This is a genomic window from Streptococcus oralis (genome assembly GCF_965111685.1).
Classification (GTDB): Bacteria; Bacillota; Bacilli; order Lactobacillales; family Streptococcaceae; genus Streptococcus; species Streptococcus oralis_B.
Genome location: NZ_OZ217340.1, coordinates 1,439,186 through 1,458,411, shown reverse-complemented (window position 1 = coordinate 1,458,411; position 19,226 = coordinate 1,439,186). Strand labels below are relative to the sequence as shown.

Sequence of the window (19,226 nt, the reverse complement as noted above, 5' to 3'; positions counted from 1 at the left end):
TTGTCCAGATGTAAAGAATGTTACACTAGGAAACGACTAGAATATAGTCAAAAAATAAAAGAGGCAAAAATGAAAGAAAGTTATTTTGATGGAGGCTTCCTAGATTATATTGGATACTCTATCTTAGTAGCCATAATTTTCGGGATTACCTTGGGGAACGCAACACCTTGGGAGGTTTGCATGATGCAAAATTGAAAACCAAACACACGGTAGTAGATTGTCAACGTCTATACTTTGGCGGGACTGGAACACAACTATTCGGCAACTGGATCAAGGGGTTTCTTCTAACCATCATCACGTTTGGGATCTATGGCTTCTGATTGAAAATAAAAATGAAGCAACGGATTCTCGAACACACCAATCATGCTTAAACATTAAAACGGCATCTTCTTTCAGAGGAGATACCGTTTTCTTCTTTTTCGTATAAGGAAACAAAAATTTCTTCCTTTCTCTATCTTTTAAATTGATATATTTTTTCCGAGAAAGACTGTAAAATTTTTGATATAATGTTAAGGATGGACTGACGGATGATCAAAGGATAATTTTCAAAAACATAACAGATGAGAAGAAAAATATGTAAGATTGAACAGAAGTCTCTCTACCATCATCCAAGCAGAAACAAGATTATTTGAAATAAAAGGAGTAACCAATGTCTAGAAACTATTCAACACGTGAATTCCGTGAGAAACTATATGATGACCTTCGTGTTCGATTAAGAGATACAGTGATTTTGATGTGTGCGATTTTTATTGCCTCTATAGGTTTAAATATGAATTCAACAGCTGTCATTATTGGAGCCATGCTGATTTCCCCTCTTATGACACCGATTGTTGGACTGGGTTTTGGTTTAGCTATTTTTGATATGCGTTTAATCAAGCAATCTCTAGAGGTTTTATTTACTCAAGTATTGGTCAGTTTGCTTGTCTCGACTTTGTATTTCTGGATTTCTCCCTTATCTTATGCAAGTAGCGAGTTGATTGCACGAACCACTCCAACCATTTGGGATGTTCTCATTGCCATTGCAGGTGGGATAGCAGGTGTAATTGGGTCAAGGAAAAAAGAAGCAAACAATATCGTGCCAGGAGTAGCCATTGCAACAGCTCTGATGCCACCTATCTGTACTGCAGGCTATGGTTTAGCTAATGGAAATGTACGATTTTTATTTGGGGCTCTCTATCTTTTCTTGATCAACTGTGTCTTTATCATGCTAGCCAACATTATTGGAACAAGAATTTTGATGAGAAAATCTCCCTTAAGTTCATTTAAAGAGATAAACATTAAAATGAAAATTGGCTTGACATCCTTGATTGTATTATTGGTTCTTCCAGCCAGTTATTCAGCAGTCACTCTGTCGATAGATCAAGCGCGAAAAGAAGGAATCAAACAGTTTGTAGCAAAAGAGTTCGCCAATCACACGGTCATTAATCAAGTCTACAAGTCAAGGAACAATGAATTGGTATTGACGGTTGTTGGAGATCCGATTTCAGACGAAGAATTAGAAACGCTCCATCAAAAACAAGCCTCTTACGGTATTCAATCTGTTCAATTAAAAGTCAATCAAGTCCATAATTCGACAAAATTAGACAGTGATACGACCAAGGAATTTTATGAAACTATTAACAAGTATATCGATCAAAAACTCTCTGAAAAGGATTCACAAAAAGATCTCGTAAAAGAAAATGAAGCAGATAAGGATTGAGGATATTGAACAGTTCTAACTCTTGAAAGCAAATCTTGGGAGGATTTCCTATATCCAAAAACTAGTGGATAGAAAGGATTGTTTATGAGGATACCATTTGTGGTAGTTTAACCAATCACTACTAGCTCAAGTTAAATAAAATATAAAAAAGCAACAACTATTTCGGTTGTTGCTTTTTCTTACTGAAAAATGTTTCTCAGACAGTGATCGTTTTATTTCTCAACACGAGATTTGTTGGCGATATCAGCAAGGATTGCTGCTGCAAACTCATCTACTGGGACAGTTTGTGTTTCTTTTTGGCCATAGCGACGAACATTGACTGTTCCGTCTTCCATTTCCTTGTCTCCAACGATTAATTGGTAAGGAATTTTGCTTGTTTGTGAAGCACGAATCTTGAATTGCATTTTTTCATTGCGCTCATCTACGTCTGCACGGACACCACGGTCACGGAGTTTCTTAGCAACTTCCCATGCGTAGTCCACATGTTTTTCGTTAGAAACGGGGATGAGGGTCACTTGGTGTGGGGCAAGCCATGTTGGGAAGGCACCCTTGTAGTTCTCAATCAAGATGGCTGTGAAGCGTTCCATAGTTGAGATAACCCCGCGGTGGATCATAACTGGACGGTGCTCTTCACCATCAGCTCCGATGTATTTGAGGTCGAAGCGTTCTGGGAGCAAGAAGTCAAGCTGGATAGTCGAAAGGGTTTCTTCTTTTCCAAGGGCTGTCTTAACCTGAATATCCAATTTTGGTCCGTAGAAGGCTGCTTCGCCTTCGGCTTCAAAGTAGTCAACCCCCATTTCATCAAGTGCTGCACGAAGCATGGTTTGGGCATTTTCCCACATCTCATCGTTGTCAAAGTACTTGTGAGTATCTTGAGGGTCACGAAGAGAGAGACGGAAGCGGTATTCAGTCAAGTTGAAGTCTTCATAAACATCGATAATCAACTGAAGGGCACGTTGGAATTCTTCTTGGATTTGTTCAGGAGTTACAAAGAGGTGACCGTCGTTGAGAGACATTTCACGCACACGTTGAAGACCAGTGAGGGCACCAGATTTTTCGTAACGGTGCATCATTCCGATTTCGGCGATACGGATTGGCAATTCACGGTAGGAGTGAACATGGTGTTTAAAGACTTGGATGTGGTGTGGGCAGTTCATTGGACGAAGGACAAATTCTTCCCCGTCACCCATATCCATGGTTGGGAACATGTCTTCTTGGTAATGATCCCAGTGACCAGAAGTCTTGTAGAGTTCAACAGAAGCAAGTGGTGGAGTGTAAACATGTTGGTAGCCAGAAGCCAGCTCCTTGTCGACAATGTAGCGTTCCAATTCACGACGGATAGTTGCACCATTTGGCAACCAGAATGGAAGTCCTTGACCAACTTCTTGTGAAATCATGAAGAGGTCAAGCTCTTTACCAAGTTTACGGTGGTCACGTTCTTTGGCCTCTTCACGCATTTGAAGGTAGTTCTTCAAGTCTTTCTTGTCAAACCAAGCTGTACCATAGATCCGTTGCATCATAGCATTGTCGCTATTTCCACGCCAGTAAGCACCAGCTACATGGAGAAGGTGGAAGATTTGGATGCGGCCTGTTGAAGGAACGTGCGGGCCACGGCAGAGGTCCACGTATTCACCCTGACGGTAGATAGTCAAGCCGCCTTCGTCTTCTGAGTGTTCTTCAATCAATTCCAACTTGTAAGGGTCGTTTTTGAAGATTTCACGTGCTTCATCTTTAGTCACTTCTTCACGAATAGAAGGGAAGTTTTCTTTAACGATCTTTTGCATTTCTTCTTCGATACGAGGTAGGTCTTCGTTAGAGATTTGACCAGCCGTATTGTCGGTATCGTAGTAGAAGCCATCTTCGATAGCTGGACCAACTCCCAAGTGAATGTCTGGGAAGAGGCGACGAGCTGCTTGGGCGAACAAGTGGGCAGCTGAGTGGCGCAAGATTGGAAGGGCATCTTCGTGATCAGGTGTCACAATTTCGATGCTTCCATCTTCAGTGATAGCGCGAGTCGTGTCGATGAGTTTGCCGTTGAATTTACCAGCCAAGGCTTTTTTAGCTAGGGAATTGCTGATAGATTGGGCAATTTCAAAAGTAGTAACGCCAGATTCGAATTCACGAACAGCGCCATCTGGGAAAGTAATCTTAATCATGGTTTTCTCCTTAAATATTTATTCTATTTTTGTTGGACAATTTTAAGAGCCGAGCAACTTCTTCCGCAGTCTGATTCTCTGATTGACTACCATCTGTTACGAGACTAGGATAGCCTAATAGCACCGCTTCCTTACGAACCATTTGAGCAAAAAGAATGTCTCGTTGCATCCAGTTTTCAAAAGCTTGCTCAGGGTTGGTTGTACCCTCTAAGACATAAGGAACCCATTCTCTCTGTATATAATGCTTTTTTTGAAAATCAGCTGTCGGAGTCAAGCATAGATAGGATGATGCTTGACATTCGAGCTTCTTTACCAAGTGAGGCAAAAGTCCTGCTCCCTCCACCAAGAGAGGTCTGTTTTGATTTTTTATCAAGTAAGATTTTACATAAGGAAAAATCTCTTCATAAAAGCGCCATTCTTCATCTGCCATCTCTTCTGGCTTTCTCATCCAGATTTGTTCTGGATTTCTATCCTTCCTAAGAAGGCAAATTGGCTGTGAGTCTGCACTTGCTTGACTCATCATCTCTTCTACCAAATCATCCAGTTTGATATGAAGTAGTTGATACTGTCTAGCAAGAAGTGAGGCAATTGTTGACTTTCCACTACAAGGCGATCCGCCAATCATATAAAGCATCATTCTTCCTCCTTCTGACAAAATAAAAACGACATCCTTAAAAGGACGTCGCAACGTGGTTCCACCTTCATTTATGTTCCTCAAAAAAGAGGGACACCTCTGATTGGCTTTAACGTAGCCACCGTTTTATGTTTGCATAAAAGTCAGTAGAGTAGTATCAGTTTAGGCTTTCTATGCGTTTCCAGCAACCACGCACTCTCTAGTAGAAAGGGACTAAGTGACTTGTCTCTATGCATTATTATAGCATGATTGCGAGAATTTTCAAGGTTTTTGTATAATTTTTTTGTTTTTCGCTCTCTGGAAGAGATGCTTGATACCCACACCAGAAACCAACCCAAGTAGGGCAAAGAGTTCATAGGCTAGGAAGTAAAGCAGGATGAACTCACCAAAGGTGATGATAGTAAAGCAATAGAGCAGACCAATGCTGAGTAGCCACCAAAGTGAGAAATGAAATCGATAGCTATAAAGTAGCGATACGATAAAGGTTACCAGAGGTGAAAAGAGGATGATGTTGTAAATGTATAGTCCCTTCAGTGTATATGGGTCAGAGATGAGTAGAGAGAGGAGCTCATAGAGGGGCCAGTAAAAAAAGAAAGTGACAAGGTAGTATGGGATATACTTAAGATAATTCCGCATGGCAATAGTCCTCCAATCTGGAAAAATTGAGAGATATTGTATACAACATAATCCTAAATGAAGGGGAAACCTCTACTTATATTATAGCACGATTTGGAGGCTCTTACAATTTAATCCAGTGATCAGTGATAGTGATCTTTTCGAGTGTTTTCTGTTATAATACTAACAAAAGAAGTAAAAGGGTAAGGAGAAAGAATGACCAAAATAGCAGTTCTTTCAGACATACATGGAAATACGACAGCTTTGGAAGCTGTTCTGACTGATGCTAAAGCGGCAGAGGTAGACCAATACTGGCTTTTAGGGGATATTCTGATGCCAGGGACAGGACGTAGAAGGATCTTGGACCTCTTAGCTAGCTTGCCTATTACAGTAAGAGTTCTGGGAAATTGGGAGAATAGTCTCTGGCGAGGCCTGCATCGCAAGTTAGACCCTACAAAAGCGAGCCATCGTTATCTCCTGCGTCAAAGTCAGTACATCTTAGAGGAGGTCAGCCCAGAAGAAATCGAAGACCTCAATAATCAACCCCTGCAAGTTCATCGTCAGTTTGGTGATTTGACGGTAGGAATCACTCACCATCTCCCTGATAAAAACTGGGGAAGGGAGTTGATTCATACGGGAAAACAAGAAGATTTTGATAGATTGGTGACGGAGCCATATGCTTCTATCGCAGTGTATGGCCATATTCACCAACAGTTTCTTCGTTACGGAAGTGACGGACAGTTGATTCTTAATCCAGGTTCGATCGGGCAACCCTTCTTTTTAGATGCGCGGTTGCGTAAGGACTTGCGTGCCCAGTATATGATTTTAGAGTTTGATGAAGCAGGTTTGTCTGATGTTGATTTTCGTCGAGTGGATTATGATGTGGAAGCTGAATTGCAACTGGCTAAGGATTTAAAGCTTCCTTATTTCCAGGTTTACTATGAAAGCTTGGTAAATGGAATTCACCACACTCATAACCATGAATTGTTGGGGAAGATTAGCGAGCAAGAAGGTTATGATCAAGATGTTGAACTTTGGATGGAAAGAGAAAAGAAAGATTGGTTTTAAAAGGAGTTTTGACTAGAAATAGGATAGTCTGATGACAGCTGTTTCTTGGGAAGTCAAAAAGGAAACGAATTGACTACTTATAGAATTTATGCTAGAATATGGAAAAATATATAATTTGAACACCATACTAATTGATGTTCAAAATAATAGGGAGATAATTTATGAAACCAGAAGAGTTACAGGCAATTGCGTCGGGATTAGGCCTACAGTTTGATGAGGAGTCTGGAAGCATTTATGGCACTCAGTCAGGCTATTTACTTTTCCTGCAAGAAACTGACGTGAAAAATCAGTTTCGACTTTGTGTCAGTGTGAGCTTGAATGGCAATCCTGCTGATACAGAAGAAAATGAATTGGTGTGGGATGACTTTAAGAGCGAATCACTTCCAAACTTGTCAACCTTGTCTATCAATCAGTACCTTGTTTCTTTTGTCGTAAAAGGTGCAATGCGCAAATCAAAAACAATCGAAAAGTTACAGACACTTATAAGAGACTTTGTAGATTTCCTTGAATCCCATCACTTCGTTCAAGTTTGTGGCTACAGTGGTCAAGAGGGGCCAGTTAGTCTTTATCAATTAGGAGAGTCGGTTTTCATTATCAATGAAGAAAGCTATCAATTGCTGAAGAGCAATCTTCAGATTGAGGTAGATTCTTATCAAAATCAAAAGGAAAATGTTCTTCTTGGAGCAGTTGGTGCCTTGCTAGGAGCCTTACTTGGTGGTGCGGTTGCTCTTTTCATCGCACGTCTTGGTTATGTAGCTGTTGCAGCTGGGCTTGTTCTTGGAATTTGTACTATAAAAGGATATGAAATTCTTGGTAAAAAGTTATCTCGAAAGGGGATTCTGATTTCTGTTGTTTTGATGGTAGTCACAGTCTTTTTAGTGAATCAAATCGATTTGGCAATGGAAGTCGTAGCTCAACTAGGTGTTGAGTTTGCCTATGCTTTCCGAGTGGTCAATGAACTAATCTTTAGTGGTGATTTCCCTGATAACTATTTCTTTAATCTGGCTAAATTGGCTATTTTTACCTTGGCTGGAGCGGGGATTTCTATCAGTTCAGTCTGGTCAAGTCACAAAACAAAGGGAGCTGCTCGTAAAATTGGGTAAAAGATAAGCCTTTGTATTCTCTCAGTCATTCGACTTACTAGGGAATACAAGGCTTTTTCTGATTAAAAATAATATTGTAGTAATGATTGACATTACAACATAAAAGGGTATAATGGGTATCAGATAGGATGTAAAAGGAGACGAAGATGCAAATTTCAAGCCGATTTACAATTGCGACTCATATGATGATTATTATTGCAATGCAGGATACAGATAGTAAAGTGACCAGTGATTTTCTTGCGGCTAGTGTCGGAGTCAATCCAGTCATTATTCGTAAGACTTTATCGCAACTTAAAAAAGCAGGATTGATTTCAGTTGCGCGTGGGACGGGCGGAACTGAAATTATCAAGGAGCTCCAAGATATTAGCCTTTTTGATGTTTATCAGGCTGTTGAATGTTTAGGAAAATCTGGTAAGCTCTTTAGTTTCCATGACAATCCAAATCCTAATTGCCCAATTGGTGCTAATATCCATGCGGTCTTGGACCAAAAGTTATTCGATGTTCAAGCAGCTATGGAAAACCAACTGCGTCAGACAAGTTTGGCTCAGGTTGTGGCAGATGCAGAAGCAAGAATAGCAAAATAAGAGGGCTAGGCTCCTCTTTTTCTATTGCCACAATTATGGTACAATGTAGTCATCAAAGGAGGAGACTATGTACTTTATCACAGGATTTTTTGTCCTACTTTTTCTCGTTTCGTTTTTAAGGGACAATCGCAGTCTCTGGAATCCAGCTCTCTTACTTTTGTCTCTGCTCTTTTCTTATATGTCCATTGCCAATCTTTTTTACGAAGCTGGGCAGAAAGAAGTGCACATGGTTTTCTTTGCAGGGATTTTTCTCCTGCTGCCTCTTTTAGTTTTTCTAAGTGGTTTTTTCCTTATTTATAATGGATTTGTGTTATTGAAAAAAGAAGGAAAATCCAAGGCAAATTATTTGTCTCTAGGATTAGGCTGCGTGATTCTATTCTTTTTTGTAATCATGGCGATTCGAGTGAGCGATACCAAGGGCTTGTTTTACACCAATCATCTAGTGAATATTATCTTTTTCTTTTTGATTTATTCGTATTTGATTTTTGGTTTTGCCTTTGCAGGATTTCTGCTTTATTCTATCCTGTATCTTTTTATTCCTAAGAAAAAATATTATGATTTTATTATCATTCACGGAGCAGGCTTGTTGAATGGAGAAAAAGTGACTCCCTTACTGAAGAGTCGCATTGATAAGGCAGTAGAAGCTTATCACCAGTCTCTCAATCCCAATGTTAAAATCATCGCAAGTGGTGGTCGAGGTGGGGATGAGAAGATTTCCGAAGCTCAGGCAATTTGTAATTATTTGCTGGAAGAGACGGATGTTCCGAGAGAAGCAATTCTTCTAGAGGAAGATTCAACGACAACCTATGAGAATCTTCTCTTCTCAAAAGAAATGGGAGATAGGCTGGTGACCAGTCCACGTTTTCTCTTTGTGACCAATGATTACCATGTTTTTCGTACCAGTACCTATGCTCGCCGTATTGGGATGAAGGGAGATGGTCTTGGTTGCCGTACAGCCGCCTACTATATCCCATCGGCCTTTATCAGAGAATATATTGCTCTATGTGTGAAGATGAGATGGCTTTTTATCGCCTTCTATATTTTATTAATTTTAGCTCTGATTTTCTCCTATAGAGGTGTTCTATGGTAATCAAAAAATCAGCTCTCCATTTTTGCGGAGAGCTAATTTTTATTCTGCGGCTTGTTGCCAACGTTTTGCCAGCTTATGAGACAAGCTAGAAATAGCAAAGTTAAAGATAAAGTAAATCAAGGCAATCAGGATATAAAGACTGAAGACTTGCTCAGGTTCGAAATAGCGTCCCATGAGAATTTGGCTGGCGCCAAAGAGTTCTTGTAGGGCGATAACAGAGTAGAGAAGGCTGGTATCCTTAATCACAGTTACAAACTGAGAAATGATAGCTGGCAGCATTTTACGGATCGCTTGTGGGAGAATGATGTGGTAGAGGATTTGCACTGAAGTGAATCCTTGTGACATTCCTGCTTCGTACTGTCCCTTGTCCACGGCATTGAGACCGCCTCGGATAATCTCAGCTAGGGCTGCTGAGGTAAAGAGGGTAAAGGCTGTAATACCAGCTGGTGTGGACTTAATCTTAAACACCAAAAAGATGGTGAAAATCCAGAGGAGGTTGGGAACGTTACGTACAAACTCGATATAAATGCTGGAGATGATCCGTAAAACAGGATTTTTCCCATTTCTCATGACGGCTAGCACTGTTCCGATAAGGGTCGAGAGGACGATAGCAATCAGAGAAATGTAGAGGGTCAAGCCAAATCCTTTAAAGATAAAGATTAGGTTATCTGGGGTCAAAACTTCTAAAATAGATTCCATAGTAACCTCCTAAAGTGAATAGGCTTTTTTGTTGGCTTGCTCCATCTTGCGACCAAACTGGGCAACAGGGAAGCATAGGGCAAAGTAGAGAAGAGCAGCACCTAAAAAGGCTGGGATATAGTTTCCGTTGAGGGCCGACCAAGACTTGGTCACAAACATCAAGTCTACTCCAGAGATGATGGCAACTGTAGAGGTGTTCTTGATGAGGTTAACGATTTGGTTGGTCAAAGGTGGGAGAATGATACGGAAGGCCTGAGGCAAGATAATCAAGCGCATGGCACTGATATAGGTAAAACCTTGCGACAAGGCGGCCTCCATTTGACCGCTAGGAATAGACTGAATTCCTGAACGAATAACCTCCGCAATATAGGCACCGTGATAGAGTCCCACACAAAGTACAGCTGTCCAATAAATCGGAATCATGATGGTGTGTTCACTTATAAGAGGCAAACCATAAAAAACAATAACAAACTGTACCAAGAGGGGAGTATTTTGGTAAAATTCGACAAAGATACGAGCCAAAATTCTTAAAATTTGATGTTTGCTAGTTGATAGGACTCCAAAGATGATTCCTAAGACCATAGCTAGGATAAAGGATCCGATAGCTAGGGCAAGGGTGAAGAGGAAACCATTGAAAAATTGTCCAAAATCCTGAAAATAGGCTGTCCAAGATGATAAATCTGTCATGGGGTGTCCTCCTTAATCTGCAGTATGGCTAGATGGTTTGAGCTTGTAACGGTCATAAAGCTTCTGCAAACTACCATCCTTGCTCCATTTAGTGACCAAGGTATCAAGATAGTCGCTGAGCTCAGTATTTGATTTCTTGGTGACGATACCGTAGTCAGATGGCTTGAAACTATCATCTAGCAGTTCTGTCCGTTTACTAATGTAGCCAGACAGGATAGAGCGGTCCACGGAAAAGGCATCAATGCGGTGAGCGTGAAGGGAAGTAATCAATTCTGGGTAGGAACCAAGTTCGACGAATTTAAAGGTTAGACCTTTCTTTTTGCCCAGTTCAGTAATTAAGCGCTGGGTAATAGATCCTTGGGCAACTCCGATCGTTTTACCGTTTAGGTCTTCAATGCTTTTGATGTTGGCAGATTTGTTGACCAAAAAACCAGAAGCATCCGTATAGTAGGGACTGGTGAAGTTGTATAGTTTTTTACGTTCGTCTGTGATGGTGAAGGTTGCGATATCCATGTCGACCTGTTCATTGTCTAGTAGTGGTCCGCGGGTTTGAGCGGTAACAGGAACGTAGCGAACCTTGACCTTGAGCTCATCTGCAATCATCTTGGCTAAGTCGGTTTCGATACCAGAATAAGTCCCTGTCTTGGGATCCTTGTAGCCAAAATTGGGAACGTCTTGTTTCACACCGACAACTAGTTCGCCTCTCTTTTGAATATCTGCGACATTGGTGTCAGCCTGAACTGGTTTAGCTAGGCTAAGGCTGATAAGGCTCATCAATAAAACTAATAAAAAGGGTTTCTTTTTCATAGGTGCCTCCTTATTTGACTTTGTCACTTTCGTGGTTGATAATTTTGCTGAGGAATTGTTGGGCACGGGGCTCGCTTGGATTGTCGAAAAAGTCATCGACATCTGTCGTATCCACCAAAACTTCTCCGTCAGCCATAAAGATGATACGGTCAGCAACTTCACGGGCAAAGCCCATTTCGTGGGTAACGATGATCATGTTCATCCCGTCATGTGCCAGTTTCTGCATAACTGCTAGAACATCTCCGATAGTCTCAGGATCAAGAGCAGATGTTGGTTCGTCAAAGAGGAGGAGTTCGGGATGCATAGCGAGTCCGCGTGCAATGGCAATCCGTTGCTTTTGTCCACCAGATAGCATGGCTGGATAGGAATCTTTCTTGTCCCACATATTTACAAATTCCAGATATTTTTGGGCTGTTTTTTCAGCTTCTTTTTTATCAATTCCTAGAACTTTTATGGGCGCAAGTGTCACGTTTTCTAACACTGTTTTGTGTGGATAAAGATTAAAATGTTGAAAAACCATGCCGACTTCCTTACGAAGAGGAACTAAATCTTTCTGACTGGCACCTGCTACTTGGTGTCCATTGACTAGGAGACTCCCTTTATCGACAGCCTCTAAACCATTGATCGTACGGATAAGAGTGGACTTCCCAGAACCAGAAGGTCCAAGCAGGACAACAACTTGTCCTTTTTCAAAACGGAGATTGATGTCGCGGAGTGCGTGATAGTCTCCGTAATATTTTTCGACGTTTTTAAATTCTACTAAAGCCATGAGAGATCTCCTTTGTGTTAGATTTTATAACATGATTTTACAACAAAAGAGTGTTCTTGTCAAATCATATCTGAAAAAAATTCACTAAAATGTTATAAAAAAGCAATCTGGATAGAGAAAAAGCCTAAATCATGTTATAATGAAACGATAGAATTCTTAGAAAGAGTGGATGTTTTTTTGATAACTCCTACTTATGAATGGCAGTTTGCCCCGCAGGTTGAAGATGCGGATTTTACAAAGATAGCCAAGAAGGCAGGGCTGGGTCCTGAGGTGGCTCGCTTATTATTTGAGAGAGGGATTCAGGACGAAGAAAGTCTGAAGAAGTTTTTAGAACCTTCTTTAGAGGACTTACATGATCCCTATCTGCTCCATGATATGGATAAGGCAGTAGAACGGATTCGTCAGGCCATTGAAGAAGGGGAAAATATTCTCATCTATGGAGACTACGATGCGGATGGTATGACTTCAGCTTCTATTGTTAAGGAAAGTTTGGAACAGCTGGGTGCCGAGTGCCGTGTTTATCTGCCAAATCGTTTTACCGATGGCTATGGTCCCAATGCCAGTGTCTATAAATACTTTATCGAGCAAGAGGGAATTTCCTTGATTGTGACAGTGGACAATGGGGTTGCAGGGCACGAAGCCATTGAATTGGCCCAGTCTATGGGAGTAGATGTCATTGTGACCGACCACCATTCCATGCCGGAAACCCTGCCAGCTGCCTATGCCATTGTCCATCCTGAACATCCAGATGCGGACTATCCTTTCAAACAGTTGGCTGGTTGTGGAGTGGCTTTCAAGCTAGCTTGCGCCCTTTTAGAAGAAGTGCAAGTGGAATTGCTTGATTTGGTCGCTATCGGAACCATTGCCGATATGGTGAGCTTGACGGATGAAAACCGTATTTTGGTTCAATATGGTCTGGAAATGTTGGGGCATACTCAGCGCATCGGTCTGCAAGAAATGCTAGACATGGCTGGGATTGCTGCTAATGAAGTGACGGAAGAAACGGTTGGATTCCAGATTGCCCCTCGTTTAAATGCCCTGGGGCGATTGGATGATCCCAATCCTGCCATTGATTTGTTGACTGGATTTGATGATGAGGAAGCTCACGAGATTGCCCTTATGATTCACCAAAAAAACGAAGAGCGTAAGGAAATTGTACAATCTATCTATGAAGAAGCTAAGACCATGGTGGATCCTGAGAAGAAGGTCCAGGTTTTGGCTAAGGAAGGCTGGAATCCTGGCGTTCTGGGTATCGTGGCTGGCCGTTTGCTGGAAGAGCTAGGGCAGACAGTCATCGTTCTTAACATAGAGGACGGTCGTGCCAAGGGCAGTGCTCGTAGTGTGGAAGCGGTCGATATTTTTGAGGCTCTGGATCCCCATCGAGACCTCTTTATCGCCTTTGGCGGTCATGCTGGTGCGGCGGGCATGACGCTAGAAGTGGAGAAACTTTCAGATTTATCTCAGGTCTTGGAAGACTATATCCGTGAAAAAGGAGCAGATACTAGTGGCAAGAACAAGTTAAATCTAGATGAAGAGCTAGACTTGGAGACGCTTAGCTTGGAAACGGTCAAAAGTTTTGAACGTTTGGCACCTTTTGGAATGGACAATCAGAAACCTGTCTTTTATATCAAGGATTTTCAGGTCGAAAGTGCCCGTACTATGGGGGCAGGCAATGCTCACCTCAAACTAAAAATTTCTAAGGGTGAAGCTAGTTTTGAAGTGGTGGCCTTCGGACAAGGTAGATGGGCGACAGAGTTTGCTCAAACCAAGAATCTAGAATTGGCAGTCACCCTGTCTGTCAATCAATGGAATGGCCAAACTGCCCTCCAGTTGATGATGGTAGATGCGCGTGTGGAGGGTGTTCAACTCTTTAACATTCGTGGGAAGAACGTAGCCCTGCCAGAAGGAGTTCCAGTCTTGGATTTCTCTGGAGAGGTGCCAGATTTGGCGAATAGTGAAGCGGTTGTTGTGAAAAGTATTCCGGAAGATATTACCTTGCTGAAGACTGTTTTTCAGGAGCAACATTTCTCAGCTGTCTATTTCAAAAACGACATCGACAAGGCCTATTATCTGACAGGCTATGGGACTAGAGAACAGTTTGCTAAATTGTATAAGACTATTTACCAGTTCCCAGAGTTTGATATTCGCTACAAGCTAAAGGATTTGGCGGCTTATCTCAATATCCAACAAATCTTGCTGGTCAAGATGATTCAAGTATTTGAGGAGCTAGATTTTGTGACAATCAAAGATGGGGTCATGACAGTCAATAAAGAAGCACCGAAAAGGGAAATTGCTGAAAGTCAGATTTACCAAAATCTCAAACAAACTGTAAAAAATCAAGAAATGATGGCACTGGGGACCGTGCAAGAAATGTATGATTTTTTAATGGAGTTATAGATGGAAAGGGACTGAGATGACCTATCTCGGTCTTTTTTGTCGGATAAATGCTTGCTGTGGGAGTGGCTGATTAGATAGTCTTTTGGATAGTTTACTGATGTAAAGATTGGGGGAAACGATTCGTTTTTTATTCTCTTCTACCACTTTATACAATGTCTGCTTTTAAACCTTATGTAGTAAAAGTATAAATTTTTGTAACATGACTAAAATATAACTCTAAACTAACTGACATGTAAATCAAGTATGATTTTCTTATCAAGAAAATATAAGGGGACTATAGTTATGAAAAAAACAGTTACGAAACTGACTCTTGGTTTGACTTCTACCGCTATTTTGGCTACAGTTGGGGCTCAAACGGTTCATGCGAATTCTTATGTTGTCCAAGACGGTGATTCATTTTATGCCATTGCAACTGCAAACGGCATGGATCCGCATGAGTTGGCAGCTTTAAATGGAAAAACCATCTTTGACACTATCCACCCTGGGGATGTATTGGAAGTGAGTGGTTCTGCTCAGTCTAACTCTACCTACAGTGCTCCAGCTAGCACTGCGAATGTGGTATCAGATACAGAGGATGTTGTCGAAAAGACTCCTACAAACTATGGAAACTCTTATCCTGTTGGTCAGTGTACATGGGGCGTGAAAGAATTGGCTCCTTGGGCAAGCAACTGGTGGGGAAATGCCAACACGTGGGCAATCTACGCGAGTGCTCAAGGCTATAAGACAGGAAGTGTTCCAGTAGTAGGAGCAATCGCCGTTTGGGATGGTGGTGAATATGGACACGTTGCTTATGTAACAGATGTTCAAAGTGAAAACTCTATCCAAGTATTGGAAGCAAACTACAGACGTCAAAAGCAGATTGCGAATTACCGTGGCTTCTTTAATCCTCGTGAATTTTTAGGAAACGTCACTTATATCTATCCAAACTAAAGATGATAAAAAGATTTAGAATTTCTAAGTCTTTTTTCTTTTTGAAGAAATTTCCTATCATTAACCTCCATCTTAGTGGCTAATTGCTGAAAATTTTTAGATTCTGTAGCGAACAGGAAATTCTCGCTTTTAGATGTAGATAAATTTAGATGTAGATAAAACCTGTCTTTGAAAAAATAGTTCTCAAGTCGGGAGGTAAAAGCAAGGTTGTTTTGAACTAAAAGAGAAATTTAGAGTTTGAGAAAGGTATCTGAAATCAAATTGATTCAGAAAATCCATATTTTTGATGGTATAATCGTTCTATTATCTTTGATGAAGCCTCCAAAAGAGAAGTCAAAGTAAAAAATTTGATTCACAGTAGTTATTAATCTCTAGTTAAAAACCTATCTTCATTTTGAAAATAATCAAAAAAATGGTATAATGGTAAGAAAAGATTCGGCTGAGAGTTTTAGAACTTTTAGAATAAGAGGGTGAACCTACCCTATAATCAAGATAAACTAAGGTTTCGGAGGAAAAATGAGTAATATCAGTTTAACAATACTAGGTGGTGTGCGTGAAAACGGGAAAAATATGTACATTGCTGAGATTGGCAATTCAATTTTTGTTTTGGATGCGGGGCTTAAATACCCTGAAAATGAACAGCTTGGGGTCGACGTCGTCATTCCAAATATGGAATACCTTTTTGAAAATAGTGATCGTATAGCTGGGGTCTTCTTGACCCACGGACATGCGGATGCCATTGGAGCTCTGCCTTACCTTTTGGCAGAGGCTAAGGTGCCTGTGTTTGGATCTGAGTTGACCATCGAGTTGGCAAAACTCTTTGTCAAAGGAAATGATGCTGTTAAGAAATTCAATGACTTCCATGTGATTGATGAGGATACGGAGATTGACTTTGGAGGAACTGAGGTTTCCTTCTTCCGTACAACTCACTCTATTCCAGAAAGTTTGGGAATAGTCCTAAAAACAACTGAAGGTAGCATTGTTTACACAGGCGACTTCAAGTTTGACCAGACAGCTAGTGAATCCTATGCGACTGATTTTGGTCGTTTGGCCGAGATTGGTCGTGACGTTGTCTTGGCGCTCCTCAGTGACTCGGCTAATGCGGACAGCAATATCCAAGTGGCGAGCGAGAGTGAAGTTGGAGAGGAGATTACCCAGACCATTGCAGACTGGGAAGGTCGAATCATTGTTGCCGCAGTTGCCAGCAACCTCTCTCGTATCCAGCAGGTTTTTGATGCTGCTGCAGATACAGGTCGCCGAGTTGTTCTGACTGGATTTGATATTGAAAATATCGTCCGTACAGCGATTCGTCTCAAAAAATTATCTCTAGCTAATGAAAGTCTCTTGATTAAACCTAAAGAAATGTCTCGATTTGAAGACCATGAGTTGATTATCCTTGAGACTGGGCGTATGGGTGAGCCTATTAATGGACTTCGTAAGATGTCTATCGGACGCCACCGTTATGTGGAAATCAAAGATGGGGACTTGGTTTATATCGTAACGACTCCATCTATCGCAAAAGAAGCTGTCATGGCGCGTGTTGAAAACATGATCTACCAAGCTGGTGGTGTGGTGAAACTCATTACCCAAAGCTTGCGGGTGTCCGGACACGGGAATGCTCGTGATTTGCAGTTAATGATCAATCTTTTGCAACCAAACTACCTCTTCCCGATCCAAGGAGAGTACCGTGAGTTGGACGCGCATGCCAAGGCTGCCATGGCAGTTGGGATGTTGCCAGAGCGTATCTTCATCCCTAAAAAGGGAACGACCATGTCTTATGAACATGGAGACTTTGTCCCAGCTGGAGCAGTTTCTGCAGGTGATGTCTTGATTGACGGAAATGCCATCGGAGATGTTGGAAATGTCGTCCTTCGTGACCGTAAGGTTTTGTCAGAGGATGGAATCTTTATCGTTGCGATCACTGTCAACCGTCGTGAGAAGAAGATTGTGGCTAAGGCTCGTGTCCATACACGTGGATTTGTTTATCTCAAGAAGAGCCGCGATATTCTCCGTGAAAGTTCAGAATTGATTAACCAAACGGTGGAAGACTATCTCCAAGGTGAAGATTTTGACTGGGCTGATCTCAAAGGGAAGGTCCGTGATGGCTTGGCCAAGTATCTCTTTGACCAAACTAAACGTCGTCCAGCAATCTTGCCAGTCGTAATGGAAGCAAAATAATAAGCAGAATACCTACAGAAAAAGTCGAAGTTCGGCTTTTTCTTATAGAATAGTAAAAGGAGACAACCATGGCAGTTATGAATATTGAGTATTACTCAGAAGTTTTGGATATGGAGTGGGGCGTTACAGTACTCTATCCAGATGCTAGTCGGGTGACTGAACCGGATTGCACAGATATTCCTGTCCTTTATCTTTTGCACGGAATGTCAGGAAACCAAAATAGCTGGCTCAAACGTACCAATGTCGAACGCTTGTTGCGTGGAACCAATCTCATTGTTATCATGCCCAATACAAATAATGGCTGGTACACAGATACTCAGTATGGCTATAACTATTATACAGCTCTAGCAGAAGAGTTGCCTCAGGTTATGAAACGTTTCTTCCCCAATATGACCAGCAAGCGAGAAAGGACCTTCATTGCAGGTCTCTCCATGGGTGGCTATGGTTCCTTCAAACTAGCTCTCGCAACCAATCGTTTTTCTCATGCGGCTAGTTTTTCTGGTGCGCTTAGTTTTCAGGAATTTTCTCCTGAAAGTCAGGATCTGGGGTCACTTGCCTACTGGCGAGGAGTTTTTGGAGAAATCAAAGACTGGACAGATAGCCCTCATTCGCTGGAAACTATCGCTACGAAATCCGATAAAAAGACCAAACTATGGGCTTGGTGTGGCGAGCAAGACTATCTCTACTCAGCCAATAACCTCGCAGTGAAAAACCTCAAAAATCTTGGTTTTGAAGTGACCTATAGTCATAGTCCTGGCACTCATGAGTGGTACTACTGGGAAAAACAATTGGAGCGTTTTTTAGCTACTATACCAATTAACTTTGTTTTGGAAGAGCGCTTATCTTAGTTTTAGGTTTCTTTCAGCTTTCTTCAGTAAAATAGAGAATCTATCTTAATCAAGGAAAATGTGATTTTAAGATAGATTCTTATTTTTATGAAAGGTGGAGCGTCATGTTCTGGATTATTCGATTATTTTTCCGATTTCTTTTGGGAATTTGGCGTTTCTTCTGGCGTCTGGTTTGGACTGTGGTTATTTTACTACTCATTGCTTTTGGAGTGGTTTGGTATCTGTCTGGTGATTTTCATTCTGCAGTCAATCAAGTTGAAAAAATGAGTAAGATTGGTCAAGGTGGCTGGAATCAATGGAAGGAGATGGGAACGCTGGAAGTCTTGTCTCAGACAGACAGTCACCAACACGCGGAAGGCAAGTGGGCTCAAGCTTCAGCCCGTATCTATATTGACCCTCAGATGGATGAGACTTTCCAAGCTGCTTATGCAGAAGCTATAAAGAACTGGAATCAAACGGGAGCCTTTACCTTTGAGGTGGTAGCGGATCCTAGCCAGGCAGATATTGTGGCAAGTGAAATGAATGATGGATCGACAGCTGTAGCTGGTCAAGCAGAGAGTCAAACCAATCTCTTGACCAATCAATTTATATCTGTAACAGTTCGCCTAAATCATTATTATCTATCCAATCCAAGTTATGGTTATTCTTATGAACGGATCGTGCACACTGCAGAGCACGAGCTGGGGCATGCCATTGGATTGGATCACACCAACGAGACTTCTGTTATGCAGCCTGCTGGTTCCTACTATGGGATTCAGCCTCAGGATGTAATCAAAGTAATAGAATTGTATGTAGATAATTGATAGATGAGTAGCTTAATTTGCTTGTTCAAAAGTTAATTCAACTAGTTTTATGCTACTCGTTTTGTTGAGAAAGATTTTCTAAATGACATATTCCACCTTGTTTCTTCGAACTATTTATAGAACGAGTGACTGTTATTTAGTATCTATACATGGAGATTT

Annotated in this window: 17 protein-coding genes and 1 pseudogene; 11 read left to right on the top strand and 7 right to left on the bottom strand. The window is 41.4% G+C overall.

Features of this window, described 5'->3' with window-relative positions; translation table 11 throughout:
- Positions 1-69 precede the first annotated feature (69 nt).
- Together ACLV7H_RS07595 and ACLV7H_RS07590 are read left to right on the top strand one after the other, a co-directional pair.
- A pseudogene (locus ACLV7H_RS07595) lies at positions 70-320 on the top strand (hypothetical protein).
- A gap of 329 nt (positions 321-649) precedes the next feature.
- Positions 650-1,699 (top strand): DUF389 domain-containing protein, encoded by a 1,050-nt coding sequence (locus ACLV7H_RS07590; RefSeq protein ID WP_411866810.1) that lies wholly within the window; start codon positions 650-652, stop codon positions 1,697-1,699.
- A gap of 212 nt (positions 1,700-1,911) precedes the next feature.
- Here ACLV7H_RS07590 and thrS read toward each other — a convergent pair whose 3' ends face one another.
- The 3 genes from thrS to ACLV7H_RS07575 form a co-directional block, all read right to left on the bottom strand.
- On the bottom strand, positions 1,912-3,855 hold the full coding sequence (thrS, locus tag ACLV7H_RS07585; protein WP_411866809.1) for a threonine--tRNA ligase: 1,944 nt from the start codon (positions 3,853-3,855) through the stop codon (positions 1,912-1,914).
- A 10-nt stretch (positions 3,856-3,865) separates the two neighbouring features.
- On the bottom strand, positions 3,866-4,492 hold the full coding sequence (locus ACLV7H_RS07580) for an AAA family ATPase (RefSeq protein ID WP_411866808.1): 627 nt from the start codon (positions 4,490-4,492) through the stop codon (positions 3,866-3,868).
- A 258-nt stretch (positions 4,493-4,750) separates the two neighbouring features.
- Positions 4,751-5,125 carry a hypothetical protein gene (locus ACLV7H_RS07575; RefSeq protein ID WP_042768522.1) on the bottom strand — a complete coding sequence of 125 codons (375 nt, stop codon included), beginning with the start codon at positions 5,123-5,125 and terminating at the stop codon, positions 4,751-4,753.
- 195 nt (positions 5,126-5,320) lie between these two features.
- On the opposite strand from ACLV7H_RS07575, the gene ACLV7H_RS07570 reads away from it, so the two are divergent.
- The 4 genes from ACLV7H_RS07570 (at position 5,321) to ACLV7H_RS07555 (ending at position 8,949) form a co-directional block, all read left to right on the top strand.
- Positions 5,321-6,172: a metallophosphoesterase family protein gene (locus ACLV7H_RS07570; RefSeq protein ID WP_411866807.1), complete on the top strand. Its 852-nt coding sequence runs from the start codon at positions 5,321-5,323 to the stop codon at positions 6,170-6,172.
- Between the two features lie 161 nt (positions 6,173-6,333).
- A complete protein-coding gene (locus ACLV7H_RS07565) occupies positions 6,334-7,275 on the top strand; it encodes a hypothetical protein (RefSeq protein WP_411866806.1) in 942 nt (313 codons plus the stop codon).
- Between the two features lie 146 nt (positions 7,276-7,421).
- Positions 7,422-7,859, top strand: a complete 438-nt coding sequence (locus tag ACLV7H_RS07560; protein WP_045590568.1) for an Rrf2 family transcriptional regulator — start codon at positions 7,422-7,424, stop codon at positions 7,857-7,859.
- Between the two features lie 67 nt (positions 7,860-7,926).
- Entirely contained in the window at positions 7,927-8,949 is a 1,023-nt protein-coding gene (locus ACLV7H_RS07555; protein WP_045590571.1) for a YdcF family protein, read from the top strand.
- Between the two features lie 39 nt (positions 8,950-8,988).
- Here ACLV7H_RS07555 and ACLV7H_RS07550 read toward each other — a convergent pair whose 3' ends face one another.
- The 4 genes from ACLV7H_RS07550 to ACLV7H_RS07535 are packed head-to-tail and all read right to left on the bottom strand — an operon-like array spanning position 8,989 to position 11,911.
- On the bottom strand, positions 8,989-9,648 hold the full coding sequence (locus ACLV7H_RS07550; protein ID WP_045590574.1) for an amino acid ABC transporter permease: 660 nt from the start codon (positions 9,646-9,648) through the stop codon (positions 8,989-8,991).
- A gap of 9 nt (positions 9,649-9,657) precedes the next feature.
- Complete coding sequence (locus ACLV7H_RS07545; protein WP_000131152.1) at positions 9,658-10,335, bottom strand: amino acid ABC transporter permease; 678 nt, start codon at positions 10,333-10,335, stop codon at positions 9,658-9,660.
- Positions 10,336-10,347: 12 nt separating this feature from the next.
- A complete protein-coding gene (locus ACLV7H_RS07540) occupies positions 10,348-11,142 on the bottom strand; it encodes a transporter substrate-binding domain-containing protein (protein WP_411866805.1) in 795 nt (264 codons plus the stop codon).
- Positions 11,143-11,152: 10 nt separating this feature from the next.
- Positions 11,153-11,911 carry an amino acid ABC transporter ATP-binding protein gene (locus ACLV7H_RS07535; RefSeq protein WP_001229587.1) on the bottom strand — a complete coding sequence of 253 codons (759 nt, stop codon included), beginning with the start codon at positions 11,909-11,911 and terminating at the stop codon, positions 11,153-11,155.
- Between the two features lie 177 nt (positions 11,912-12,088).
- Between ACLV7H_RS07535 and recJ the strand changes: the two genes are divergently transcribed.
- The 5 genes from recJ to ACLV7H_RS07510 all read left to right on the top strand — a co-directional run bounded on the left by recJ (position 12,089) and on the right by ACLV7H_RS07510 (position 19,067).
- A complete protein-coding gene (gene recJ / locus ACLV7H_RS07530) occupies positions 12,089-14,308 on the top strand; it encodes a single-stranded-DNA-specific exonuclease RecJ (RefSeq protein ID WP_411866804.1) in 2,220 nt (739 codons plus the stop codon).
- Positions 14,309-14,590: 282 nt separating this feature from the next.
- Positions 14,591-15,238, top strand: a complete 648-nt coding sequence (locus ACLV7H_RS07525; RefSeq protein ID WP_411866803.1) for a CHAP domain-containing protein — start codon at positions 14,591-14,593, stop codon at positions 15,236-15,238.
- A 516-nt stretch (positions 15,239-15,754) separates the two neighbouring features.
- Positions 15,755-17,416: a ribonuclease J gene (locus tag ACLV7H_RS07520; RefSeq protein ID WP_411866802.1), complete on the top strand. Its 1,662-nt coding sequence runs from the start codon at positions 15,755-15,757 to the stop codon at positions 17,414-17,416.
- Positions 17,417-17,484: 68 nt separating this feature from the next.
- Entirely contained in the window at positions 17,485-18,264 is a 780-nt protein-coding gene (locus ACLV7H_RS07515; protein WP_411866801.1) for an alpha/beta hydrolase, read from the top strand.
- Positions 18,265-18,368: 104 nt separating this feature from the next.
- Positions 18,369-19,067 carry a M57 family metalloprotease gene (locus ACLV7H_RS07510; RefSeq protein WP_411866800.1) on the top strand — a complete coding sequence of 233 codons (699 nt, stop codon included), beginning with the start codon at positions 18,369-18,371 and terminating at the stop codon, positions 19,065-19,067.
- Positions 19,068-19,226: the final 159 nt, after the last annotated feature.